This is a genomic window from Micrococcus sp. PSi08 (assembly GCF_054960655.1).
In genome coordinates, this window is sequence record NZ_JBHNYP010000019.1 from 1 (window position 1) to 22938 (window position 22938).

The following is a 22938-nucleotide window of genomic DNA, read 5'->3' on the forward strand; positions in this document are numbered from 1 at the left end:
CCGGTAGATGATCGCCTCCACCATGGCGCGGGCGTCGGCGAACGGCCTGCCGGCCCGGCCGGCCCGGGTCGGGAGCATCGGGGCGATCAACTCCCATTGGGTGTCAGAGAGCATCTGGAACCGGGACATGTCCCCAGGGTCTCAGCTGACTCGTGCATCTATTCTCAGACACGCCCTAGGCCACGAGTGGGTCAGGCGCCGTTACATCGCGCCTCGCACCGGATCCCAGGCTGCACGACTGGCGCCCTTCCGGCCATCTCGACTTCAGTGGTCTCTGATCTCAGATGTCAAGATTTCCACGGCGTGTCGCGGTATGCAGCATATTCACGCGTTTGTGAAATCTTCGCTGCATCTCGACAGCACCCCACCCTCTGATCGCCTCCCGGTACCCCCTGCCGTAAAATCGCAATCATGTGGAAGGCAGATCACCCCGGTACCCCCTTCCATGGACTTGACTCGTCGGGTAGCCTCCTCAGCGAGACGGAGTCGAGAGGAGGAGGCTAACCCGAGCGAATCAGCCCATTCCAGAGGGCAATATCTCTCTTTTCTTTCTTCCCCGTCCTTCCGGATTTCCCGATGGGTGGAGGCGCTCGACTCCCGCTCTTCCCGCGGGCTTCCCGCTCGCGTTATGGCACCTGAACGGCACTCCTGCGGTGCCGTCTCCGGCGCACTTCCCACCCCCGTGTGGCCCATGCACATCGCCTCGCCACTGCTGCTCATCCCCCGAACGGAGCCGCCCCTGATCCAGGCCCAGAGGGGGTCTCTGGGGCGTGGATCTGTGGCTGGGCAGTGGCGGCAGACTCCCCTCCCTCTGGCCCTCGTGCGGCTTGGTTTCCGCCGGGCCCCTGGCTTTCTGCTCCCGGCCTGTACGCCCGCGCACGGCTGCGCTCTGGCTCCCGTCTACCTTCGGTGCTCCTTGGATGCTCGCCGGTCGCTGGTGCTCGTATGGCACGGCTTCCCGCTGGGGAGCTCGCGTGAAGATGTCGCAGCCGCTGGTCTACGTGTCGTAGGGCCCGGCCGGGGGGCGTCTCAGAGACCGCCGTGCGGGGTCATGTCGATCTGTTCAACAACCCGGTTCTGGGTGGTGTCCACGACGACGGTCATGGGGCGCTCGGTCCGCGGCGCGGTGACCCAGGGGTCCTCGCCGGTGGTCTCGGTGGCCACGATGAGCGCGACGTCGACGCGCTCGCCCTGGACGGTCTGCGCGCGCGACTCGAGCACCTGCACCGACGTGCTGGCCTTGGCCTGTACGAAGCGGTGCTGGGCGTCGGATTCCCAGTCCCGATCGACGTCGAGCGTCTTCAGCAGCTCAGGGCTCACCGTGGGCGCCAGCGCCTCCCGCCACTGCTGCCGGCTGGTCTGCCACGTGCGCGCGTTCATGGCCTGCGCAAACCGGCTGGCCACGTCCTCGGCACGCTTGCGGGCGTCGGGGTCCAGACCCTGGACGGCTCGCTCCTGGGCGGCCTTCTCCACCCCGATCTGGGAGCTGCGTGCCGCACTGACCGATGACGGGCTGACCTGGGCGTTTCCAGATTTCGACGGCCCCGTGGAGGTGGTCGTTTCCCGATTCGTTTCCTGACTCGCAGCGCTGGCCGGGGCGGTGCTGGCCGACGGCTGAGGCCAGGCCCCGGCCGTGGAGTTCGCGGCCGCCGTGGGGGTGGGGGCCGGCGCCTCCGGCGTCTGCTCGCCGGGGGTGCCGGTGAGCAGCCACGCGCCGGCGCCTGCCGCGGCGAGAGCGCCGACCAGGAAGGGCCAGGCCCGCCCCGTGCGGAGCTGGGGGTCCTGGGGGTGGCGGGTGGTGTCCGTGCGGCTCACTTCTTCTCCTGGATCACGTCGAAGTAGACGGTGTCGGTGCCGGTCTGGGTGACCGGGTGCTTGCGGGTGCCGGCGGACTCGTTGATCGCGGAGATCATCATGCCGTCGCCGACGTAGATGCCCACGTGCTCCCACCGCCCGCGGGTGGGGTCCCACTTCTGGGCGACGATGTCGCCGGGCTGCGGGGTCTCGGTGCGCTTGCCCACGGTCCACGGGGCCTGGCGGGGCATGTCGATCCCGTTGTCCTGGTAGACGCGTGAGACCAGCCCCGTGGCATCCCAGGATCGGAAGTCCGCGGCGCCGTAGGTGTAGGTGCCGCCGATGCCGGCTTCGGCGCGGGAGACGATCTTCGAGCGCGAGAAGTCGGCCGGGATTTCCAGGCGCTTGGTGTCCTCGTCCAGGGCGTGGTTGCCCTCGGGGGCGGTGCTGGAGGTGGCGCTGGCTGCGGCCGCAGCCCCGCCGGCGCCCTGGCACATCATGGGGGTGGTGCCGGTGACCTGGCCCAGGATCTGGTTCGCCGCGTTCTCCCACTTGTTGTACTCGTCGGGGTGGCGCGAGTTCTGTACGGCCTGGGCAGCCGACCCGGGGGCCATGCCCTCCCAACCGGGGATGTCCAGCAGGCCCGGGGGCATGCCCTTGTTCGGGCCGGTTGGGCCGCCGAAGAACGCTCGTGCGGCGTACTCGGGGTTCATCAGCTCCGGCACGCTTCCCCAGCCGGCCACGGTGCGCTGCTGGAAGACGTTGACCGAGTCCTTGTTGGTGCCGGTCTTCTGGTGCGGGAAGTTCATGGACTCCGGCAGGGTCGGGTTCGCCATGTTCTGGAGCATGGTCTCCTGGAGCCCGGTCATCAGCGCCACCTGGATCCCCTTGTCCGAGATGTTGAGCTCGCGCGCCACCCCGATGATCAGGGCCGCGTTCTCCACCTGCTCCGGGGAGAGCGTCCACTCGCTGCCCTCGGGCAAGGTGATCCGCACCGGCCCGTTGACCTTGGGGGGCTGCCCGTCCGAGGCGGCGGCGCCCGTGGGCGAGGATCCGCTGGCCAGCTTGGCTGAGGGAGCCGAACTTGAGGAGGCTGCCGCCGAGCTCGAGGACGCCGCCCCCGCGGCATCGCCGCCGGCCGGAGAGGTCAGCCGGGGCATCTGGCCCTTCTCCAGGATCAGGCCGCGCTCGGCCAGCCAGGTCTGCGGGTTGGACCGCTCGCCGTTGACGTAGAGCATCAGGTGCAGGTGAACGCCCGTGGCCACGCCGGTCTCGCCGGCTCCGGCCAGGTGGTCCCCGGCCTTCACCTGCTGGCCGGGCTTGACCACGGTGGTGCCGTTGGCGATGTGGACATAGCGCCACTCGATCCCGTTGCCCGAGTCGATCTTGAGGATGTTGCCGCCCTCTTCACCCTCCATGTTGGTGCCGATGACCGTGCCGCCCATGACGGCGTTGATGGGGGTTCCCTCGGGGATGCCGCCGATGTCCACGCCACCGTGGAAAAGCAAGGGCGCCTCGCTCGTGTAGCCCGGGGGGATGTACCCGGGCCCGAAGGGGTTCGGGCGCGGCCCGTAGTCGGAGGTGACCCGGCCCATCAGCGGGATGGCCAGGGACCCGTCCGCGGCAGTCAGGCCCCCCACGACACAGGAGAGAGAGGACTGCTGCATCTTCAGCTTCTGCTGGGCGCCGCCGATCATCAGGATGATCAGCAGGATCAGCACCACCACGAAGGCGACGACGGCCACCACGGCGCCGGCCCCGATGAAGACGGCGCGGCGCTTCATGCGTGCTGCCCCCGCGGGCCCTGGGCGGCCCGGAGGCGCTCGCGCATCCGTTGGGTGGCCTCCGTGCTGTCCGACCGCGGCCGCCGCGGGGGCTGCTGGGGGCCCTGTCTCGAATCCACGACGGTGCCCTCCACGACCTCGGGCCGGCGGGGGGTCACGGTGGCCTTGCCGTCGCTGCCCACCTTGATCCGGGACTGGCGGGGCACCCGCTGGGGCTTGCCGGGGCCGGTGAGCTCCTGGCGGTTCTGGCGCTCGATGGACCAGGCCGCGCCCTGGGCAACGACGTTGACCGCCCCACCGATCGGACCACCGATGGCAGCCGCCCCGACGCCGACGGCACGCACCAGCGGAGCCGGGGGCAGCTGCCCGCCCGGACGGCGCCGGCGCGCGGGCCCGCTGCCGCCGTCGGCGCGCGCGGCACGGCCGAAGACCTGGGGGCCGCGGGGATCCGGCTGGCGCGGTCCTCCGCTGGGCGTATCGGAGCCGCCCGAGGGGCCGGCGCCGCCGCCGCCCTTGGCCAGACCGAGGCGGCCGAACTTGTAGCCGCCCAGGGCCGTGCCGGCCATGCCCACCAGCGACTTCATCGGCACGCTGGACTTCTTCTCCTGGCCAGCGCCCAAGCGCGAAAGCCAGCGGGCGGTCTGGTCGCCCTTCTTCATGATCCCGTGACGCACGCGCAGCACCAGCCAGATCAGCGCGATCAGCATGAGCACCAGCAACAGCATCTGGAGGGTCACGCCGAGGGCTGCGGTGGTCAGCAACATGCTGGCCACCAGGCGTAGGGACACGGCCACGAGCACGATCGCGGCCACGATGACCACACCGCAGGCGATCACGCCGACGAACGCGCCGAAGAACTCTTTGCGGGAGGTGCCCGGCAGGATCGAGATCATCACGGCCAGCGCCTGGTAGACCCCGTAGAACAGGGCGATGAGCACGGCCAGGAACAGCACCACCGCCATGGTGGCCACGAGCACGGCGAAGGCTGCCGAGCCCAGGTTGGTCATGAGCATGGGGGCGACCTTGGTGAAGGAGGTCGACTCGGACCAGCTCTTGGCCGAATCACTGCACCCCTTGACCGGGTCCATCACCGACTTGGACTCCACGTCCATGGGGTCCGCGGCCTTCATCGTCTCGGTGAAGGTGCTGGCGCAGCTGCCCTCGAGCAACTGGCCGAAGGCGACGGCCTGGGAGGGCCCGCGCAGCATCGCGTCCGTCAGGTCGGCCATCACGGACTGGCCCAGGGCCGAGGAGGCGTCCGCGCCGCCGTCCATCGCGCCCTTGCCTCCGGTGGCCTCCACGGCGATCTGCGCCGCAGTCTGCTGGGAGGTCTGGAGGACGCCGTCCGGGCCGGTGATGTAGGCGACCGGGTTCAGCGCGATGTTCGTGGCGACCACGACCATCATCACGGAGACGAACATCTCCCCCCAGGCCGCGCCGCGCTTGCGCATGAAGAACAGCAGGCCGATGGTCGTGCCGGAGATCATCGCCGCCAGCGGGATCCAGTGGATCTGCGCGACCAGCTGCCCGAAGTTCTGGCCGAGGACCTCCATCGGGCCGGAGAACCAGGAGACCCACTGGAAGCCGAGCAGGGTGTGCAGCAGCCACATGCACGTGGTCACGCACATGTAGTGCAGGCCCCAGAAGAAGTCGAGCACGGAGACCAGCGCGTCGCGGGCGGGGTTGATGTCAATGCCTCCGGCGCCGTGGTCCAGGGGCAGTGCCTCGTACTTGGAGATGGGCACACCGGAGGAGTCGGTGACCTGCTGGGACCACTCCTCCAGGCCCATCACCCCCGACTGCGCCGGGGCTGCCGGGGCCGCAGAGGCGGCCGGGGCGGCCCAGAGCATGGTCAGCAACACGGCAGCGCTGACGCCAGCTCGTCGCATCCATCCGTGTGCGCTCATGCGTGCACCAGCTCCTTGGCGGTCTCGGTGGAGGCTCCGCGCTTGGGCGGGGAGCTCATCACGGCCTTGAAGCGGGCCGGCGAGAGCGGAGGAAGCACCTTGATCTTGGCGACGTTTCCGTAGGCGTCACGCATCAGCGCCTCACCGCGGCGCTCGGGGGCCACCTCCTCGTTGTCGTCCAGGGGGGAGAGCCCGGAGGTGACCAGCTCGACCCACTCGTCCTGCCCCATGTCGGCCATCCAGTCGAGGTTGCGCTGGGCCATCTTGGAGTCGCGGGAACGGCAGACGATGCGCACGGGGATCAGCGCCTGGAGCTGCTGGGATCCGAAGTCCGTTGACGCGTCATGCGAGCCCAACGCCACGGCGGCCTTGTGCTTGCGGCCGTAGCGGACCACGTTGGACAGCTCCAGCTCGGTCTCCGGGGAGCCGGTGGCGTGGTGGGCCTCGTCGACGATCATCAGCGACTCGATGGAGTCGTCGGCGTAGAGCACGACGCGGCTGATGGCCACGATCAGGGCATAGAGGGCGCGGCCGATGACCTTCTCCACCGGCAGCTCCGCCTTCAGCGCGGCGGACTCCAGCTCGTGGCGTCGGGGCAGCTCCACGCCGCGGGTGCAGAAGGTGAGGAAGCGCGAGGACAGGTCCAGGGTCGGCAGGGACTCGTCGAAGAGCAGGGGCCCGAACTCGGTGGACTGCACGTTCTGGAGGCCGAACGCGATCGCGCGGGTCTGTTCCGGCTCCTCCCCCGCCAAGCCCTGGCCGGAGAGCAGGTGGGCTACCAGGGACCCCATGGAGGTGATCTGATGCTCCTCCGCGTAGTCGGGGTGCAGCAGCTGGCCGAGCAGCCGGCCCTCGGCGGAGTTCGAGCCGAAGCCCAGCAGCACGGAGACCAGGGAGCGGGTCACGCGCGCGGCGACCTTGCCCGGGAACAGGCGCAGGGGGTCGATCGACCAGCGGGTGTCGCCGAGCTCGACGACGGTGGGCTGGGAGCCTTCGCTCTCGGTGAGCAGTCGACCCAGGGCCGCCCACTCGGTGTTGTCGGAGCGGTCGATGGCCACGATCTGGCCTCCGCGGTCGAAGACGTTGCCGGCCACGATCTTCAACAGGGTGGACTTGCCGGAGCCGTTCTCGCCGGTGACGGCGAACGAGCCGGACATGTCGGCCTCCATGAGGCCGCCGATGTTCATGAACACCGGGCTGCGGCGCGAGGAGGAGATGTTCGTGCCCAGCCGGAATCCGGTGCGGGTGCCCAGCGCGTCGGTCACCATGGGCACGCCGAAGGCCAGGTGCCGGCCGGTGACCAGCAGCTCGAGCTTCTTCACCACGGAGGAGGCCGGCGTGCCTGGCAGGCACGCCCACCACAGCGACTCCTGGTAGCCCAGGGGCGTGATCACCTTGAAGTCGCGGGCCGAGTAGGCCGCCTGGATCATCTGGGCCTGGTCCTGGGCCTGTTCGGGGGTCTCGGCGCCGACGATGAACATCACCGCGACGTCGACGGAGACCTCGGCCTCCGAGGAGTTCAGTGCGGCGTGGTAGGCCTTGAGGTCCTCGGCGATCGCGTCCAGGCGGGTTGATCCGCCGGTGATCGCGTGGGAGTCGCCCTCCTGCTGGTTGTACTCCTCGTTGAGCTTCTCCTCGGCACGCTTGTTCCGTGCGGCGGCGCGCTTGGCCGGCAGCACGTTCATGCGCATGATCCAGTCCGCGTTGACGCTGAGGGAGTCGATGTAGGAGACGTACTCGTCGTCGGGGAAGGTGAAGCCCTCGCGGGGGCCGGCGGTCAGGGCCATCACCACCTGGTACGAGGCCTGTCCTGCGGTGGTCTCGGAGGCGATCTTCACGTACCGGCGGCCGAAGGGGTTCAGCCGTTCCTTGGCGCTGACGTCGGACTGGCCGCCCTCGTCCACGAGCGGCTCGGGAATGCTCGCCCCGGAGGTGAACGCCTGCACGTCCTCTCCGCCAGCGGGCGCGGTGGGATCCGATCCCAGGCCCCGGCTCTGGGAGTGCGCGTAGATCCAGGCGACCTCGGCCGGAGAGGAGGGGATGGCCTTGAAGGCGGCGGGGATGGCCCGGCCGATGTGCTCGGCCGTGCGCCCCAGAGCCTGGATCTCCGCCTCCGTGGGTCGCCAGGTGGGCAGGGCCAGCTGCTCGCGCAGCTTGCCGTCGACGGAACGGATCAGGGTCTGGAGGCGGTCGGTGATCGACTTGGACGGCAGCGGCACGGCCAGCCAGTAGGCTCGCTCGCCCACGGGGATCGTCTCGAGCTCGTCCAAAGAGAGCTCGACCTCCTCGAGGTAGTTGGGGCACTGCTCCAGGTCGACACCGTCGAGCATGCGCTCGACGACGGCGGCGGGGTCGAGCTCGGCGCACAGGCCCATGAGCATGGCCTCCCCGCGCAGGCCCTGGAAGAGGGCCTGGTGGGCGAGCATGGCCCGCTCCTTGTGCTCGCCCTTGCCGAAGCCGTAGGGCAGCCCGTGCACGCGCCACATCGCCCACACCGTGCCCGTGGAGGTCCACATGAGGTTCTCGCGCAGGTACAGGAGGGAGTTCTTCATCGCTGGGTGTCCTTGTTCTCGGTCGTGCTCTGCTGGAGGAGGCGTGCCACGGAGGAGGTGCCCATCGGCCGGTACGTCGGCGCGGGCTCGCCCTGCGGTTCGTCGGTGGCCATCGCGCGGGTGAGAGCGGTGGGACTGGAGGGCTTCTCGGGCATCCCTGCGGGAGCCTTCTTGGGGGCGAACGTCTCGCCGCGGTAGTGCCCGTGCGGGGGCTTGGACCAGGCCAGGAAGGCTCCGGTGATGACCAGGCCCAGCTCGTGGAGGTTGTCCGGGGCGAAGCGCAGCAGCCAGGTGACCGCCAAGCCAGCGGCCAGGGCGCCGGCGAAGTCGAACAGGTCGAAGCCGGTGGTCCAGGACCCCCGGACGGCCCACAGCAGCGCCACCGTGATCGCCCCGCCCACGCCCTGCACGAGCGTGTAGGGGCCCCCGGGCACGCGGGTGCCGTCGGGCAGCCGGTAGAGCGTGGTGGGGATGCGGCGGATGCTGCTGTAGAACCGTCCGGTCTCGGTCATGGCTTACTCCTGGCCGATCACTTGATGGTCGCGCCAGCCGAGTCTGCGGCCCACTGCACGCCCTGGAGCCCGCCCCAGACGAACAGGCCGGCCGCCAGCAGGCTGAGGAGCACGGCCGGCAACGTCCACTTGCTGCGGGCCGAGCCGATCAGGAAGATCACGGCGCCGATGAGGACGACCAGGAGGTTGAAGGTGCCCTGAGCCTTGGCGATCAGGTTGTTGATGGAGGTGAAGAGGTCTGCCCCGAGGACGGTGGTGTCCGAGGCGCGCACGATGATGGAAGTAGACATGTCCTGGATCAGGGAGCTCACGTCGGTCTCGCTTTCAGGTAGGAGCTGAGGTTCAGGGGGTCGGGGTGTTCTGCGGGGTTGAGTCGTCGATCAGGGGGGCCGGGTCGAGGGAGGTCACCTCCCATCGGCCGTCGCGGAAGGTCACGGTGACCGGCACCGTCACGCCCATGCGGGAGTTGCGCTCATCGGGCAGCTCTGCCTCCGCCTGGATCAGGGCGCGCACCGGGGTGCCAGGCTGGACGGAGTCCAGGGCCTGATCGGTGCGGATCTCCTGGATGAACAGGCGGGTGTAGGGGGCGGGGTCGATGGCGGCGAGCTTGTAGCCGGGGGCCAGGAAGCGGGAGACATCCGAGCGGCCGGCGCCGTAGGCCTGGAGGAAGCCGTCGAGCATCTTTCCCAGGTCGGTATCCGGGCCGACCCGATGGGAGTAGTTCAGGGTGACGGGGTCTCCATGAGCCGGCCCCGGCACCGGGGTGGGGTAGCCGATGACCTGCAACTGGCCGGGGGCCTGCTCGTGGACGGCCACTTGGTAGTACCGCAGCGTGTAGGAGACCGGCTTGGTGGTGGCCGCGGCCGCCGGAGACGGACTGGCCGCGGACGGGGACGGCGACGGCGAGGCAGAGGACGTCGGCGAGGCGGTCGCCTGCTCCAGCAGGGACAGGCTCTTGGTCGCCTCCGCTCCCTGCGGAGCGCTCGGCGCCCCGGAGCGCTGCTCCACGTGGGCGGCGACGGTCACGGAGGTGATGCTCGGGTCCTGGCCGCGCTGGACGCCGGCCACGGCGACGTCGCGCACGCCCAGCGGCTCCACGGGCAGCTGGGGGATCTTCGTGCCACCGATGTAGGGCTCCAGCAGGCTCTGGTCGTCGCGGGTGGCACGCAGCCACGCCGAAACGTAGGAGGTCGCCACGCCCTCGGCTGTGGACGTGTCGGGCACCTCCACCGTCGGCGCCGGCTGGGAGGCCGTCGAAGCGGCCAGCACCACGGCCAGGCCGGACAGGCCCAGGCACAGCACCATCGCCCCGTAGAACCCGTAGAGCAGGACCCGGGAGGCCAGGCTGTTCACCTTGGACTTGGCCGGCGTCGGGCTGTTCTGCTCCGGCGCCTCCGCGGCGGGCTCGGTCTTCTTCTTGCGAGAGAGCAGTTTCACCGATCCTGCCCTCCCATCCGCCGGGCGATGAGGGTGGCCTCGCGCAGCTGGTCGGAGTCCAGGAGGCGACGCATCTCCTCCTGGCTGGCCTGGTCGAACGGCCGCGCACACAGGTCCGCCAGACCCGCCTCCAGGACGGCCTCGGCCTCCCGCATGGTCTGGCCCTCACGCACGAAGCTGGCCAGCTGCTCATCGGTCACGATCTCGGGGGTCTGCTCGGACATCACGGGGGCTCCTTGGACGGGCGATCTCTCACCGGACTAAAGGCCGCCCGCGGGAACCGATGTCCCTCCCGTGCGGGAACTTTTTCTCCGCCCCTCCCCCACATCCGCATGATTACGCCGATCTCCTGCGGTCCAGGTTCTGGAAATCCAGACGATCGGCAGATCCAGATCCAGATCCAGATTCGTTTCCCGACCTGCTCGTTTGGCTGGTCAGTGACCCGTCCGGGACGCCCGGACACCACTGATGGAGGGACCGAGTCCGATGAGCACCACCACCTACGCCCCGACCGTGATCGACCGCCTGAACGCCGAGTGGGCCGTGCGCTACGCCGAGACCTCCCACCCCTGGCCTCACGGCGCTCAGACCGGCATCGAGCTCGTCCAGACGGTGGCCCGCAGCACCGTGGAGGTCCGCGAGCAGATCATGCGCGGCCTGCTCGAGCAGGCCGCGGTCGGCGACGAGGACTGCGCCCGCGCCGTCCTCCAGCTGATGCTGCCTCGCTTCACCCTGATCGCCGGCCGTCACACCCGCATGCGCATGGCCACCATGCACGGAGACCACTCCGCCCGCGAGGAGGTCTCCGCCGCCGTCATCGCCGCAGCGTGGAAGTGGATCCGCCGGCCCTCCCTGCACCGGGCTGGCTCGTGCATCGGCAACCTCGCCATGGACGTGCTCAAGGACTCCCTGCTCGAGCGCAAGCTCTACGACGGCCAGTCCGACGTCGAGGCCCTGCCCTCCTGGCTGCCGCAGCTGGCCGAGGAGCCGGCCGACGATGAGGCCGCCGACAACGGCCGTGCCACCCGGGACCTGTGCGCCCTGATCGCCTGGGCTCGAGACAACGCCGTCTTCTCCAGCCGCGACGCCGCGGTCTTCCTGCGCTACCAGCTGGCCGACGAGGCCGAGCGCGCAGCCCTGAGCGACGAGTACGGCTACAGCGGCCGCGGCCTGTGCAAGCGCATCAACGTCCTGCGCACTCGCCTGACCCAGGCCGTGAAGGACTACGCCATGGAGCGCAGCGGGCTGGCTCCCGACTACGCGGCCCTCATGGAGCAGGCCCCGGCCGCCTGAACCCCAGACCGCGACCACCTCACCGAACGGCTATCCACGGATGCACAGCGAAACCGCCCCCCACTACAGGAGGAATACATGTGGTTTTACTACATGGGGACCCTCCAAAATCGTTGCAATCATGCCGATTCTGACGGGGTGGCTGTCACAAGATGCACACACTGGCCGTCACAAGATGCACGTGGATAACCTCCGGCCCGACCGGCGCACCGTCACAAGATGCACACACGCGATCGGCTTGATCCCGCCGATTTCGCCCCCAATCTGCGTTCACTCCGCCGACTATGAGCCCCCGTCACAAGATGCACGTGGATAACTCCCCGGCGACCGCAGTTCTCCACACCCGCTCCGTCCCCTCCACGCCCACCCGTCATCGGGTCCGAAAGGTCACCTCAGCCATGAACCACACGCCGGACATCACCTCCATCGACGCGGCCACGCGCCCGGCCCTCTCGCCCAGGCGCCTGCGGCTGCTCGAGCTCAGCGAGGAGATCGAGCAGAACCCCGGCGAGGTCGCCTTCTCCACCCGCATCTGGGCCCAGCTGAGCCTGCCCTACCGCGACCCCGGAGCCACGGTCCCCCACTGGAGCCGACGCAACGGAGACACCACCCTGACGCTCTCCCCCGGCCCGGCTGGCTTCCCCTTCGGCGTCCTGGCCCGCTCCCTGCTCACCTGGATGTCCACCGAGGCCGTGCGCACCCGCTCCCGCCACCTGGACCCCGGCCCCTCCCTGCGCGCGTTCCTCTCCAGCGTCGGCACCTACCCCTCCGGGGCGAATCAGCGCCGTGTGATGGACCAGCTCCACCGGCTCAGCACGACCTCGATCATCATCGAGACCAGCCGCGAGACGCCCGGCCGGCGCACCCTCAGCGGCCAGAACATGCACGTGGCCCACCGCTACGAGCTCACGTACCAGCGTGGGGCCGACCACGCGCGCATCGAGCTCAGCGAGCCCTACTTCGAGGAGGTCATGCGCTCCCCCGTCCCGGTCCTCTCCTCCGCCCTGGCAGCCCTGGGCGGCTCCCCCATGCGCATGGACCTCTACGTCTGGCTCTCCTACAGGATGTCCACGCTCCAGCGCACCACCACCGTCTCCTGGCGCCAGCTGGAGACCCAGTTCGGCGCCCAGTACGCTCAGCCGCGCCAGTTCAAGGCCGCCTTCTTGAAGAACCTCGAGCCCGTGAAGCTGATCTACCCCCAGGCGAAGGTGGCCGTGGTGGACTCCGGCCTGCGCCTGCACCCCTCCGCCACCCACGTCCCGCAGGCAGCCCACCAGCGCCCCCGGCACCTGCGCGTGGGCTGATACACCACGCAGGGGGGCTCAGCTCTTCGGCAGCCAGGCGTCGTACACCGAGGCGACCATGGCGCTCCGGGAGGGGGCGCCTAGACGGGCCACCTGCTCATCCAGCCAACCCCGCTGCTCCTGATCCAGGCGCAGCTGCACCTGCACGCCCCCCTGGCCGCGCGCGGCACCTCGGCGCCCACGCGGCATCCCCCCGTCCGCACGCGGCTTGTGCCCGCAGGCCGCCAAGAGCTGATCGTCGCTGAGCTCGTCGAACGCGTCGATCAGCAGGTCCGTGTAGGTCCGATGCCGCTTGGCGGCCGCGGTCCGCAACCGATCCAGGACCGGGACGGGGAGGTAGACGGCCGTGTTGCGCACGACCAGCTCTTCCTCTTCGGGGACGTCCACACGGTCCAGCTCGACCACCTGCGCGCCTTCCTGCGGGACCGAGCGCCTCACGTCTGGCATCAGTTCCGGTGCGGTCTCCCGCGTGGCGACAGGCACCGTTTCCGGTGTGGTGTCCTGCGTGGATTCCGGTGTGACATCTGGTGTGGTTTCTGGCATGGCGTATGGCACAGAGTCGACCTTCTCCGTCGGCTTCTTCTTGCCCCGGCCACGCGCGTTGAACACAGCGCCGAGTCCGTCTGCTCGATTGGGGGTCTCCATCTCAGGCATCCTCCTCCTCGTCCTGGCCCAGGGCGCTCAGGCGTCCCAGAATCTCCTGGGCCAGTGCGGCGTAGTCCCCTGCCAGGCCATCCATGGTCGACGCATGGAAGGTCGAGGCTTCACCGGCCTTGATGCGCGCGAAGCGCTCTCGGTGAGCGCGGGCCACATCGCTCTCGAGCTCGTGCACCAGACGTCCGCTCTTGCGCAGGTCCTGGGCGGCGCCGGCGGCGTGCCGAATACGGGCGGTGAAGACGGCCTCGTCGAAGGCCAGCCCCTGGAGCATCTGCTCGAGCGCCTGGCGGGCCTCTCGCTCGATCTTCACGGCGCGCGCCTCCACGTCGAACAGCGCCAGGCCCAACAGCTGCACGTCGGGGTTCGTGGTCTCGTGAACGGCCTGGAAGCGCTCGGCCGTCACAGCGACGCCGTCGAGGGAGCGCAGATCCGTCTTGGAGACGATGACCACGCCCTCGGCGACACTGAAGGCGGCCTCGACCAGGGCGCGGTCTCCCGGGGGCGTGTCGATGACGACCAGGTCCCACTCCTCCATGACCTGGCTCAGGCTCCGGTGCAGAAGAGCCCCGAGGGGCGGGGCGTCGTAGCCGCGTGCCACCAGCAGGCTGATGATGTCGGCCAAACGAGGGCCGCCGCGAACGACGCCCAGGCCTGGGCGCATGGGATCCGTGGAGATCGGCAGCGGCGCCCCATCTTCGAGGGCTCGACGCAGCTCGATTCCGTCCGACTTCTCTAGACCGAGGTCGGGGGAGAGGTTGCCCTGGGGATCCAGGTCGATGGTGAGGGTGCGGATGCCGGCGGCCGCGGCCAGACCGGAGAGGTTGGCGACCAGCGACGTCTTGCCGGTACCGCCCTTGCCGTTGGCGACCGCCAGGACGCCTGGGATGGCGTATGAGCGCGCAGGGGTGGACATGAGGACCTCCTAGGTTCCCTGTGATCTGACTCCTTCAGCCTACTGCATCTCTCGGGAAATACCGAGAGATTTCCCGAAGTGTTATGGCATGCAACTGGTGTAGCGGACGGTTGGGGACTGGCCCGCATACGGCGGTGTTATGGCATGAACGGCACTCCTAATGTGGTGCCGGTATGGCATGAGGTCACCGCTCGACGATCGCGCCCAGGGCCTCGATCATCGCGCTGTAGGCCTCCCGGTTGAGGCGGTAGGTCAGGCGTCGGCCCCGGCGCGCTTCGGAGGTGTCGCTGGAGGTCAGCAGGCCGGCCTCCTCGAGGGTGCGCAGGTTCAGGGAGAGGGTTGCGCGGGGGATGTCCAGGGACGTGGCGAGGTCGTGGGCGCCGAGGCCGGGGGAGCGGGCGATCAACACGAGGATGCGCATGCGCAGCGTGGAGTTGAACGCGACGACGGCCGTGTCGAGGGGGGATGCGGGGGCGCTCATGCAGAAATGTCTACCGTACAGAGGGACATGAGGGGGCGGTCCGGGCTTTATGTCTGGTGAAGGACCAAGCAACCTGCCATTACGGCTGGCAGGTTTGATACGCTCCCCGTGCAGTCCCCTCAGTAGCGAGAAAGGCAGGCCAAGGTGGCTCTGAGAAAGCGGTCGCCCAAGGTGACCCCCACCGAGAACCCGCGCGTCAGCGAGGCCGGCTCCAGCGCGGCGGCTCCCGTGGGCCGTCCTGCGCCGACGCCGGTGGCCAAGCGCCGCGTGGGCGGTGTGGCTGTCGCCGTCGCCCTGGCTGCCCTGGGCGGCCTCGGCGCGTTCGTGGGGACCCAGGCCAACGAGGCCAAGCCCTACCTGGTGGTGAACGCTCCCGTGGAGCGAGGGCAGAAGATCGAGTCCTCCATGCTCTCGTCCGTGCGCGTGGCTGGCGACCCCAGCGTGCTGGTCCCCGCGACCGAGGCCCAGCAGATCCAGGGGCAGGTGGCCACGACCGACCTCCAGCCGGGCAGCACCATCACGCGCACGTCCACGGCAACGTCCTTGGGTGTGGAGGACGGCGAATCGCTGGTGGGCCTGGCTCTGGAGGTCGGGCGCCTGCCTGCCCGGGAGATGGCCGCAGGAGATCACGTCCAGGTCCTCTTCACCCCGGGCAACCAGAACACCAAGGCCGGTGACGAGAACCAGAATCACGACCCCGTCGCGGCCGTGATCGAGGCCAGCCACCATGACCAGAACAGCGGGAAGACCACCGTGGATCTGCGCGTGAAGCAGGCCGACGCCCAGAAGGTCGCCACCTGGGGTGCCGCCGGCACCGCCAGCGTGATCATGCAGGGAGCGCAGAAGTGAGCATCCTGACCCTTGCGGCCTTCGGCGTCAGCCCGGGGGTGAGCACCACGGCCGTGGCCATGACGTTGCAGTGGCCGCGCCCTGTGCTGCTCGTGGAGGCCGACGTCAGCAAGCCCTCATCCGTGCTCGCCGGGTGGTTGCAGGGCAGCATGCCGGCCGACAGCGGCCTGATGGGCATCGCCCACAACTCCATGCGACAGGCCCTGACGGAGCAGGACATCTGGGACTACGCCGTCGACCTGGGAACGGGCCAGGACGCTGGCCAGCCTTCCCGCTGGCTCCTGCCCGCCATGTCCGAGCCGCTGGCCGCGCGATCCATGCGGGGCCTCTGGCCGGAGTTGATGATGGCTCTGCGCGCCGTCTCCGGCCAGGACATCGACGTGATCGTCGACGCTGGCCGCTCCGAGAACGCCCACGGCCGGGAGGCGCTCTGGCGCGACAGCGACCACCTGAGCGTCGTGGTGCGCAGCGACCTGGTCTCCGTGGCCGCGGCGCGTGCCTATCTGCCGGCCGTGCTGGAGGCCCGCGCCACCGCGGGGGCAGTGGACACGTCCTCCCTGCTCGTGGTCGAAGATCGAGCCCAGGAGTTCCCCTCCAAGGACATCTCCAAGGTGCTGGGCCTGCCGGTGCGTGGACGCCTTCCCCAGAGCCCGGAAGCCGGCGCTCACTTCGGCGGGGGCGCCCAGGCGACGTCCTGGAGGCTGCGTTCCTACACGCGGGCCATCGGTGCCGCCAACGCCTCCCTCGCGGACGCGCTGATGGCCCGCCGCCAGCTCATCGAGGCGGACATGCCCACCGAGACCGGAGGAGAGCAGCGATGAAGGATCAGACCCCCGACATGTCCCTGGACCTGCTCAACCTCCCGTTCCTGACCGAGAGCACCCCGGCCAAGCCGGCCCGGCCGTCCCTGATCCCCGCCTCCGCCGGCGCTCACCTGGCTCGCCCGCTGGGCACTACCCCGTCTCCCACCGATTCCGCTGAGCTGCCCGGTCTGTCCCGGCCGCTGACTGCTGTGCCCGAGCCGGCACCGCAGGCCGAGCAGAGCGCCCCGACCCGGCCGAGCAACACCACGGAGCTGACGGGCTTCTGGTCGATCGTCGACGTGCTGCGCGCCAAGGCCGTGGACTGGCACGCCGAGGAGACCGCCGACCGCATCGACCTGCCCGAGAGCGAGCTGCACGCCATGGGCTGGCGGCACATCGACCGCGCGATCATCGAGCAGATGCGTGAGAACGTGCAGACCGGCGGCCGCGACGCCGCATGGACTGCCGAAGAGCAGGCGGCACTGCGCCAGGCCACCTTCGATGCGATGTTCCGTCTGGGCCGATTCCAGGCACTCGTGGACGAGCCCGGGGTGGAGAACATCCACATGATCGGTTCCGACCACGTCTGGGTGGAGAAGACCGGCGGCAGCATGGAGCGCCGCCCGCCCGTCTTCGAGACCGATGAGCAGATGATGGCCGAGCTCCAGTTCCTCGCCGCGAACGCGGGGGAGGAGTCCCGCCCCTTCTCTGCGGCCCACCCCGACCTGGACATGGACCTGATGGGCTCGGTCCGTCTGGCCGCCACCGCCCGCCCGGTCTCCACGCGGCCCACCGCCGTATTCCGCATCCATCGGCTGGTGAACATCACCCTGGAGCAGCTGGTCGACAACGGCACCCTGAGCCCCCTGGCCGCCGAGTTCCTCACGGCGCTCGTGCAGGCCGGCAAGACGATCGTCATCAGCGGCTTCGGCGGCGACGGCAAGACGACCCTGATGCGCGCCCTGGCGGAGAAGATCGGCCCGCTGGAGCAGATCGTGACCATCGAGAAGGAGCGCGAGCTGCACCTGGGCCGGCTCGACTCTCGCCTGGTCCCGCCGATCGAGCTTCAGGCTCGCCCCGGATCGGGCGAGCGCGCCGCCGACGGCAGCACCATCGGCGAGTACACGTTGACCATGGCCATGGAGAAGGCCCTGCGTCTGAACTCCGCACGCATCCTGGTCGGCGAGGTCCGCGGTTCGGAGATCGGCGCGATGATCTCCGCGATGCAGACCGGCGCGGGAACTTACTGCACCGTCCACGCCTACTCCGGCGAGGAGGCCGTGCGCCGTCTGGTCGGCCTGGGCATGAACGAGTTCTCCGAGACCTACATGGCTCGCCAGCTGGGCTACCACATCGACGTCGTCGTGCAGATGCGCAAGGTGCCTCAGCCCGATGGTTCGGTGAAGCGCAAGATCATCTCGATCTCCGAGGTGCTGCCCGGCGACACCGACAAGGGCATTTCGGTGGCCGACCTGTTCCGCATGGGTCCCGGCGACGAGAACGCCGTGCCCGTGGCCCCTCCCGTGGACAACCGCCTGCGCAACGATCTCGAGCGCACCGGCTTCGACCTGCTGCGCCTGGCCGGAGGTGCCCGATGAGCTCGCTCCTGCTCCCTCTGAGCTTTGCCCTGGGCATCCTCGGCCTGGGCATGGCTGCCGTGAACTGGCTCTGGCCCGCCCCTCCCAAGGCCCCTGCACCCGATCCGCGCTGGCTCACCGCCCTCAAGGAACTCGGCCGCCGCATGGACCGCAACACGTGGATCATGGTGGGCATCGCCGCCGCCGCGGGCTTCTTCATTGCGCTGTTCACCGGCCTGCTCGTCTACCTCGTCGCCCTGCCCGGCGCCGTCATCCTCCTGCGCTTGGCCTTCGGCTCCGGCGGGGGATCGGCCCAGATCGAGAAGCTGGCGCAGATGGAGATGTGGACGCGCTCGCTCTCCGGCCTGATCGTCGCAGGAACCTCCCTGGAGACCGCACTGGCCGCTTCCATGCCCAACGCCGGCGACCTGATCCGGGACGAGATCGCCACGATGAATGCCCGCATCAAGGCCGGCTGGCCTACCGCAGACGCCCTCAAGCGCCTGGGCCTGGAATGGGGAGACCAGACCGGCGACCTGGTCGTCATGCAGCTGATCCTGGCCGCCAATCAGCGCGGCCAGGGCCTGGCGAACTCCCTGGACGACCTCTCCACCTCCGTGGAGGAAGAGGTCTCCAAGCGCCGGGCCATCTACGCCGACCGCGCCGGCGCCCGCCGTGAGGCCCGCATCGTGATCACCATCGTGGTGATTTCCCTGTGCCTGGTCCCCGGAATGGGCGGGCCCATGGCCGCCTACCAGACCCCGCTGGGCCAGGCGCTCTACCTCGTCTTGGCTCTGGTCACCGCAGGGCTCATCATCTGGATGACCCGCGTGGTAGCCCCGCCGCCGCAGGTCCGCCTGCTGACCGCTAGGAGCTCGTCATGATGATGATCATCATCGCCGGCATGCTGTTCGGCCTGGCCGCGACCGCGCTGATCTGGCCCCTGCTGCCCCAGCGTCCGCGCCTGCGCGCGGCGGCCTTCGACGGCACCGTGACCAGCACCTCCGGAGGCGGCGCGCTCTCTTGGCAGGAGCGGGCCTCGCAGTGGACGATGCGCACGCTGCCGCCGGCCCTGGTCAACGGCCTCACCGACGCCGACCTGGACATCCTGGGCACCACCCGCAGCCGCCACACCTGGGCCAAGATCTACGGCGCCACACTCGTGTTCGTGGTCTGCCTCGCCCTGAGCGTGGCCGCACAGGTGCTCTACTCCCTGCCGCTGTGGCTGTCCCTGCTGATCAGCCTGCTCGTCGCCGCCGTCGCCTGGCTGGCACCTGACTCGGCCGCCCGCAAGCGAGCGACCAAGGCACGCACTGACTTCGCACGCGCGGTCGCGGTATTCGTCGAGCTGCTGGCCTCTGAGCGCGGCCGCAACGCCCAGCCCACGGTGGCTCTGGAAAACGCAGCCGCCATCGGCGACACCTGGGCTTTCCAGCGGATCCGTCAGGAACTGGTCCGGGCTCGCTTCACCAAGGTCCAGCCCTGGACCGCCCTGGAGACCCTGGCCACGCAGCTCCACGTCCCCGAGCTCACCGATGCCGCCCGCATCATGCGCCTGAGCGGAGACAATGGGGCCAGCGTCTACGAGCCTTTGCGCGCGCTGGGTCGCAACATGCGCGTGCGGATGCTCAACGCCGAGGCAGCCCGTGAGAATGAGGCTTCCGGCCGCATGAAGAACATCATCATGTTCATCGCGTTGATGTTCACGCTAATCGTCCTCACCCCTCTGATGCTGACGCTGATGAGCGCGTGAGACGCGCGAGCTCCTCCCAGAGATCGTGATCTCCCATCCACCCACCCACCCGCATCGGGACCGTCCCGAGGCCATCTCCACCACACGAGGGGACTCACCATGAACAAGCTGATGCAGCAGTACCTGATCCTCCGCGCCTGGATCCAGGACAAGCACAAGGACGAGACCGGCGCCGAGACCATCGAGATCATCCTCGGCGTGCTCGCCGCCGTCGTGCTGGCCGCCCTGGTCTGGGCCGGCATCAACACCTTCGCCACCAACAAGGTCGGCGAGCTGGGCTGACTAGACCAGCCAGGGACGGAACACCACGAGCAGGGGGGGGCACCATGAACATCACGGCACCGCTTCGAGCGCACCTCGAGGCCCATGCACGCAACGAGACGGGTTCCTCGAACATCGCCTCGCTGCTGATCGTGCCGGTGGCCCTCCTGCTCGTGTTCCTCGTCCCCCAGGCCGGCGCCTACTACCAGGCCTCGACCGTGGCCCAGTCCGCGGCCAACGCGGCCTACGCAACTTCCCGAGTCATGGGCGGCTCGAGCGCCGAGGGCCAGGCGGCCGCCCAGCAGGTCATCTCCCAGCACTCCGGCACCCTCCAGGGCGCCTCCGTGAACATCAGCACCACCGGGGAGCGGATGACCGTCACCGTCACCGGCACCGCGCCGGCCTACACCGGGCAGTGGATCAGCCCGTCCGTCTCCCGGTCCGTGACCGGGCCCGTCGAGAGGGTGGTCAAGTGAACCTCCGCGACACGTCCCTGGCCTGGCTGCGTGATGAGCGCGGCGAGTCCGGCGTCGGGCTGCTCATCGTGGCTCCGGCCATCGGGCTGCTCATCGCCATCGCCGTCATGGGCGGCCGCATCGGAGCAGCACAGACCTCCATCGAGTCGGCGGCCGGCGTCGCCGCCCGCGAGGCCACCCTGGCCCGCAACCCCGGCCAGGCCGAGTCCAATGCGCGCCAGTCCGCCCGCATGACCCTGGACCAGACCGACTTCACATGCGGCTCCCAGAACATCACGCTGGACACCTCCGCCCTGCGCAACGCCCCCGGCATCCCCGGGTCCGTCTCCGCCACCATCACCTGCACGGTGCCGCTCTCCGACCTAGCCATCCCCGGCACTCCCGGGTCCTGGACCATCACCGCCGACGCCACGTCCCCCGTGGACACCTATCGAGAGAGGGGCTGAGCATGATCGCCCGCTTCCGCGCCTGGCTCGGCCGCGAGCACGGAGAGTCCTCCCTGCTGGTCCTGATGCTCGTCCCCATCATCGTGCTCGTCGGCTTCGGCATCGGCATCGACTGGAACGGCAAGGTGCGCGCCTCCGAGGAGGCCGTCACCATCGCCCACCAGGCCGCCCGCGCCGGCGCCAACGCTGGCACCACGGCCGGAGCCGCCCGCGGCGAGGACATCACCCTGGACAGAGCGGCCGCCGCGCGCGCCGCCCAGGGGATGATCGCCGAAGCCGGAGCCACCGGCACCGTCAACGTCACCCCCACCAAGGTCACTGTGGACGTCGACGTCCCCTACACCCCACGCTTCATCCCCACCGGCGTCCTGACCGGCCACGGCCAGGGCACCGCCCAGATCCACTCGAACACCCGCTGACCGCAAGGAGACACCATGAGCCGCGTCACCAAGACCACCGCATGCACCGGAGCCGTCCTGGCTCTGGCGCTCACGCTCACCGGCTGCAACGGCGGCGGCCAGCCGAGCGGCGATTCCACGTCCGCGAGCGCCTCGCAGTCCTCGCTGGAGCCGATCCAGGACGTGCCGTCGTCCGCAAGCGAGGCATCTTCGTCAGCTGGGAGTGCAAGCTCTAGCAGCAAGGCTTCGACGTTCGCTGCGGTGACGTCCGACCGGCCGACGAATGATGAGATGGCGAAGGAGCACGGCTTCAAGGCTTTGCAGTTGTACTACGCCATCAACGACCACTTCTTGAAGCAGAACTCTGTGGATGGGGAGCTGCTGGGTCTCGCGGCTCGGGACCCCTACCTCAGTCAGGACCTCGAGCAGCTGAAGGCCATCGAGTCATCCGGTGAGACTTACACGGGAAAGTCTCGAGTCGAACTGCTGGAAGCGATCATCGGGGGGACTAGCAACGTGGAGGGCAAGCAGGTCCCTCACTCCAACGCCCAGCTGCTGGTGTGTGAGGACAACACCTCCGTTTCCGTGAAGGACAAGAATGGCAAGCCTGTCTCTTCTGGATCGGCGCTGCGCTATCAGACCACGTACATCGTGACCTGGCAGGACGACGACAGCTCCTGGAAGGTTGCTACTCGAGACGTGATGCGAGACGAGAAGGGGAATCCGAAGTCATGCTGATGCAGATGCGACCAGTCACCTGTCTGGGCAGTGCTCTGCTGGCGGCGGTGGCCATGATGATGGCGGCGGTCGTTGCCCCTCCCGTAGCCAGTGCCGCCGGCGACGCCGAGTGCCGATTCGGCGCTTGCACGGTGCGGGGGGAGAAGCCGGGAAGCCCTGGTGGCGGCGATCTGACGCAACCCGCCGTGGGGCCCGGGGAGAGCGAACCAACGTCGAACTACTGCCAGGCGGGCTGGACGCACGAACGTGGGGATTGCGACCAGAACATCGACCCGGCCAAGAACTGCATGTGGCGCCTCATGGAGAACCAGCCGCCGCCTCCTGACGGCAAGGACCCGTCTCGCGGCGCGTGGGAGGAATGCGTGCCCGAGTGGCAAAGCGCAACCGACGTCTTCAGGAACTACCCCCAGCGCTGGTGGGAGCGGCCGTCCGCGGCAGGAGCGGCGGATGCGGAACAGGCGGCACGTGAGCTCGTGACGCAGATGCAGCTCGAGGGGATCGAGATCGGCATGGTGCCGTACTCCGTGCAGGAGGACGGCACCGGAGCGGTCGGCCTGCCCGCGTGGATGTGGGTGGAGAACACGGAAAATCCGCGGGCGTGGGGGCCGTACACGGTCAGCAAGGACATGAACGGGGTTGCGGTGCAGGCCACGGCGCGGCCGGTGCGCGTTACCTGGGATATGGGCGACGGTACGCAGGTGATCTGCGACGGGCCGGGCACGCCGTATGAGGACCGCTTCGGCAAGGAGGAGTCCCCGGACTGCGGGCACACGTACATGAAGATGTCGAACCCGACCTACACGGTCACGGCGATCACGGCGTGGTCTGTGGAGTGGACGGCCCAGGACCAGTCCGGGGTAATCGAGACCGTGACGCGCTCGTCGCAGGACGTGCGAATCGGGGAGTTCCACGCCCTGAACGTCCGGCCGTGAGCAATCGCCGGGGCAGACCTTTGGTCTGCCCCGGCGTGTTGTTTCCAGACACGGACTCGGACGAATCGGAT

25 protein-coding genes are annotated in these 22938 nt (G+C 69.2%); 13 read left to right on the forward strand and 12 right to left on the reverse strand.

Annotated elements, in window-relative coordinates:
- The 9 genes from ACFI33_RS07810 to ACFI33_RS07850 form a co-directional block, all read right to left on the reverse strand.
- On the reverse strand, positions 1–129 hold a 129-nt coding region (locus ACFI33_RS07810; RefSeq protein ID WP_462623923.1), incomplete at its 3' end, for a transposase.
- Between the two features lie 900 nt (positions 130–1029).
- The gene (locus ACFI33_RS07815; RefSeq protein ID WP_336265347.1) at positions 1030–1815 is read right to left on the reverse strand and encodes a hypothetical protein; all 786 of its coding nucleotides are present in this window, start codon (positions 1813–1815) and stop codon (positions 1030–1032) included.
- A complete protein-coding gene (locus ACFI33_RS07820) occupies positions 1812–3578 on the reverse strand; it encodes a peptidoglycan DD-metalloendopeptidase family protein (RefSeq protein WP_336265346.1) in 1767 nt (588 codons plus the stop codon). The genes ACFI33_RS07815 and ACFI33_RS07820 overlap by 4 nt, the downstream gene beginning before the upstream one ends.
- Complete coding sequence (locus ACFI33_RS07825; protein WP_336265345.1) at positions 3575–5485, reverse strand: hypothetical protein; 1911 nt, start codon at positions 5483–5485, stop codon at positions 3575–3577. The genes ACFI33_RS07820 and ACFI33_RS07825 overlap by 4 nt, the downstream gene beginning before the upstream one ends.
- Positions 5482–8037, reverse strand: a complete 2556-nt coding sequence (locus tag ACFI33_RS07830) for an ATP-binding protein (protein WP_462623920.1) — start codon at positions 8035–8037, stop codon at positions 5482–5484. The genes ACFI33_RS07825 and ACFI33_RS07830 overlap by 4 nt, the downstream gene beginning before the upstream one ends.
- Complete coding sequence (locus ACFI33_RS07835; RefSeq protein WP_119218001.1) at positions 8034–8549, reverse strand: hypothetical protein; 516 nt, start codon at positions 8547–8549, stop codon at positions 8034–8036. Before ACFI33_RS07835 ends, ACFI33_RS07830 begins: the two co-directional genes overlap by 4 nt.
- Positions 8550–8566: 17 nt before the next feature.
- The gene (locus tag ACFI33_RS07840; RefSeq protein WP_336638712.1) at positions 8567–8860 is read right to left on the reverse strand and encodes a hypothetical protein; all 294 of its coding nucleotides are present in this window, start codon (positions 8858–8860) and stop codon (positions 8567–8569) included.
- A gap of 31 nt (positions 8861–8891) precedes the next feature.
- The gene (locus tag ACFI33_RS07845; RefSeq protein ID WP_119218002.1) at positions 8892–9986 is read right to left on the reverse strand and encodes a conjugal transfer protein; all 1095 of its coding nucleotides are present in this window, start codon (positions 9984–9986) and stop codon (positions 8892–8894) included.
- Positions 9983–10210, reverse strand: a complete 228-nt coding sequence (locus ACFI33_RS07850; RefSeq protein ID WP_031943872.1) for a hypothetical protein — start codon at positions 10208–10210, stop codon at positions 9983–9985. The genes ACFI33_RS07845 and ACFI33_RS07850 overlap by 4 nt, the downstream gene beginning before the upstream one ends.
- Positions 10211–10472: 262 nt before the next feature.
- Between ACFI33_RS07850 and ACFI33_RS07855 the strand changes: the two genes are divergently transcribed.
- Positions 10473–11279 carry a hypothetical protein gene (locus tag ACFI33_RS07855; RefSeq protein ID WP_031943871.1) on the forward strand — a complete coding sequence of 269 codons (807 nt, stop codon included), beginning with the start codon at positions 10473–10475 and terminating at the stop codon, positions 11277–11279.
- A 398-nt stretch (positions 11280–11677) separates the two neighbouring features.
- A complete protein-coding gene (locus tag ACFI33_RS07860; protein WP_101966132.1) occupies positions 11678–12583 on the forward strand; it encodes a replication protein RepA in 906 nt (301 codons plus the stop codon).
- Between the two features lie 18 nt (positions 12584–12601).
- Here ACFI33_RS07860 and ACFI33_RS07865 read toward each other — a convergent pair whose 3' ends face one another.
- The 3 genes from ACFI33_RS07865 to ACFI33_RS07875 form a co-directional block, all read right to left on the reverse strand.
- Positions 12602–13228 (reverse strand): hypothetical protein, encoded by a 627-nt coding sequence (locus ACFI33_RS07865; RefSeq protein WP_069941627.1) that lies wholly within the window; start codon positions 13226–13228, stop codon positions 12602–12604.
- Between the two features lies 1 nt (position 13229).
- Positions 13230–14153 carry a ParA family protein gene (locus ACFI33_RS07870; protein WP_061873039.1) on the reverse strand — a complete coding sequence of 308 codons (924 nt, stop codon included), beginning with the start codon at positions 14151–14153 and terminating at the stop codon, positions 13230–13232.
- A 184-nt stretch (positions 14154–14337) separates the two neighbouring features.
- Positions 14338–14634: an ArsR/SmtB family transcription factor gene (locus ACFI33_RS07875; protein ID WP_069941626.1), complete on the reverse strand. Its 297-nt coding sequence runs from the start codon at positions 14632–14634 to the stop codon at positions 14338–14340.
- A gap of 171 nt (positions 14635–14805) precedes the next feature.
- Between ACFI33_RS07875 and ACFI33_RS07880 the strand changes: the two genes are divergently transcribed.
- From ACFI33_RS07880 to ACFI33_RS07930, 11 genes are all read left to right on the forward strand, one after another.
- Positions 14806–15483, forward strand: coding sequence for an SAF domain-containing protein (locus tag ACFI33_RS07880; RefSeq protein WP_069941625.1), 678 nt, complete (start codon positions 14806–14808; stop codon positions 15481–15483).
- Entirely contained in the window at positions 15480–16304 is an 825-nt protein-coding gene (locus tag ACFI33_RS07885; RefSeq protein ID WP_031943866.1) for a P-loop NTPase family protein, read from the forward strand. The genes ACFI33_RS07880 and ACFI33_RS07885 overlap by 4 nt, the downstream gene beginning before the upstream one ends.
- Complete coding sequence (locus ACFI33_RS07890; protein ID WP_119218007.1) at positions 16301–17884, forward strand: CpaF family protein; 1584 nt, start codon at positions 16301–16303, stop codon at positions 17882–17884. The genes ACFI33_RS07885 and ACFI33_RS07890 overlap by 4 nt, the downstream gene beginning before the upstream one ends.
- Positions 17881–18747 (forward strand): type II secretion system F family protein, encoded by an 867-nt coding sequence (locus ACFI33_RS07895; RefSeq protein ID WP_069941623.1) that lies wholly within the window; start codon positions 17881–17883, stop codon positions 18745–18747. The genes ACFI33_RS07890 and ACFI33_RS07895 overlap by 4 nt, the downstream gene beginning before the upstream one ends.
- Positions 18744–19616 carry a hypothetical protein gene (locus tag ACFI33_RS07900; protein WP_031943863.1) on the forward strand — a complete coding sequence of 291 codons (873 nt, stop codon included), beginning with the start codon at positions 18744–18746 and terminating at the stop codon, positions 19614–19616. The genes ACFI33_RS07895 and ACFI33_RS07900 overlap by 4 nt, the downstream gene beginning before the upstream one ends.
- 99 nt (positions 19617–19715) lie before the next feature.
- Positions 19716–19898 carry a hypothetical protein gene (locus tag ACFI33_RS07905; protein WP_069941622.1) on the forward strand — a complete coding sequence of 61 codons (183 nt, stop codon included), beginning with the start codon at positions 19716–19718 and terminating at the stop codon, positions 19896–19898.
- Between the two features lie 44 nt (positions 19899–19942).
- On the forward strand, positions 19943–20353 hold the full coding sequence (locus ACFI33_RS07910) for a hypothetical protein (protein ID WP_031943861.1): 411 nt from the start codon (positions 19943–19945) through the stop codon (positions 20351–20353).
- Positions 20350–20799, forward strand: coding sequence for a TadE/TadG family type IV pilus assembly protein (locus tag ACFI33_RS07915; protein WP_031943860.1), 450 nt, complete (start codon positions 20350–20352; stop codon positions 20797–20799). The genes ACFI33_RS07910 and ACFI33_RS07915 overlap by 4 nt, the downstream gene beginning before the upstream one ends.
- Before the next feature lie 2 nt (positions 20800–20801).
- Entirely contained in the window at positions 20802–21218 is a 417-nt protein-coding gene (locus ACFI33_RS07920) for a pilus assembly protein TadG-related protein (RefSeq protein WP_049159529.1), read from the forward strand.
- 15 nt (positions 21219–21233) lie between these two features.
- On the forward strand, positions 21234–21935 hold the full coding sequence (locus tag ACFI33_RS07925; protein WP_119218009.1) for a hypothetical protein: 702 nt from the start codon (positions 21234–21236) through the stop codon (positions 21933–21935).
- Entirely contained in the window at positions 21929–22867 is a 939-nt protein-coding gene (locus tag ACFI33_RS07930) for a hypothetical protein (RefSeq protein WP_119218010.1), read from the forward strand. The genes ACFI33_RS07925 and ACFI33_RS07930 overlap by 7 nt, the downstream gene beginning before the upstream one ends.
- Positions 22868–22938 lie beyond the last annotated feature (71 nt).

What these genes read in the sequence shown, in the direction of transcription:
- ACFI33_RS07820 (WP_336265346.1), bottom strand. Translation starts at nt 3,578, where the DNA reads ATGAAGCGCCGCGCCGTCTTCATCGGGGCCGGCGCCGTGGTGGCCGTC.
- ACFI33_RS07825 (WP_336265345.1), bottom strand. Translation starts at nt 5,485, where the DNA reads ATGAGCGCACACGGATGGATGCGACGAGCTGGCGTCAGCGCTGCCGTG.
- ACFI33_RS07830 (WP_462623920.1), bottom strand. Translation starts at nt 8,037, where the DNA reads ATGAAGAACTCCCTCCTGTACCTGCGCGAGAACCTCATGTGGACCTCC.
- ACFI33_RS07835 (WP_119218001.1), bottom strand. Translation starts at nt 8,549, where the DNA reads ATGACCGAGACCGGACGGTTCTACAGCAGCATCCGCCGCATCCCCACC.
- ACFI33_RS07850 (WP_031943872.1), bottom strand. Translation starts at nt 10,210, where the DNA reads ATGTCCGAGCAGACCCCCGAGATCGTGACCGATGAGCAGCTGGCCAGC.
- ACFI33_RS07855 (WP_031943871.1), top strand. Translation starts at nt 10,473, where the DNA reads ATGAGCACCACCACCTACGCCCCGACCGTGATCGACCGCCTGAACGCC.
- ACFI33_RS07860 (WP_101966132.1), top strand. Translation starts at nt 11,678, where the DNA reads ATGAACCACACGCCGGACATCACCTCCATCGACGCGGCCACGCGCCCG.
- ACFI33_RS07865 (WP_069941627.1), bottom strand. Translation starts at nt 13,228, where the DNA reads ATGGAGACCCCCAATCGAGCAGACGGACTCGGCGCTGTGTTCAACGCG.
- ACFI33_RS07870 (WP_061873039.1), bottom strand. Translation starts at nt 14,153, where the DNA reads ATGTCCACCCCTGCGCGCTCATACGCCATCCCAGGCGTCCTGGCGGTC.
- ACFI33_RS07875 (WP_069941626.1), bottom strand. Translation starts at nt 14,634, where the DNA reads ATGAGCGCCCCCGCATCCCCCCTCGACACGGCCGTCGTCGCGTTCAAC.
- ACFI33_RS07890 (WP_119218007.1), top strand. Translation starts at nt 16,301, where the DNA reads ATGAAGGATCAGACCCCCGACATGTCCCTGGACCTGCTCAACCTCCCG.
- ACFI33_RS07895 (WP_069941623.1), top strand. Translation starts at nt 17,881, where the DNA reads ATGAGCTCGCTCCTGCTCCCTCTGAGCTTTGCCCTGGGCATCCTCGGC.
- ACFI33_RS07900 (WP_031943863.1), top strand. Translation starts at nt 18,744, where the DNA reads ATGATGATGATCATCATCGCCGGCATGCTGTTCGGCCTGGCCGCGACC.
- ACFI33_RS07905 (WP_069941622.1), top strand. Translation starts at nt 19,716, where the DNA reads ATGAACAAGCTGATGCAGCAGTACCTGATCCTCCGCGCCTGGATCCAG.
- ACFI33_RS07910 (WP_031943861.1), top strand. Translation starts at nt 19,943, where the DNA reads ATGAACATCACGGCACCGCTTCGAGCGCACCTCGAGGCCCATGCACGC.
- ACFI33_RS07920 (WP_049159529.1), top strand. Translation starts at nt 20,802, where the DNA reads ATGATCGCCCGCTTCCGCGCCTGGCTCGGCCGCGAGCACGGAGAGTCC.
- ACFI33_RS07925 (WP_119218009.1), top strand. Translation starts at nt 21,234, where the DNA reads ATGAGCCGCGTCACCAAGACCACCGCATGCACCGGAGCCGTCCTGGCT.
- ACFI33_RS07930 (WP_119218010.1), top strand. Translation starts at nt 21,929, where the DNA reads ATGCTGATGCAGATGCGACCAGTCACCTGTCTGGGCAGTGCTCTGCTG.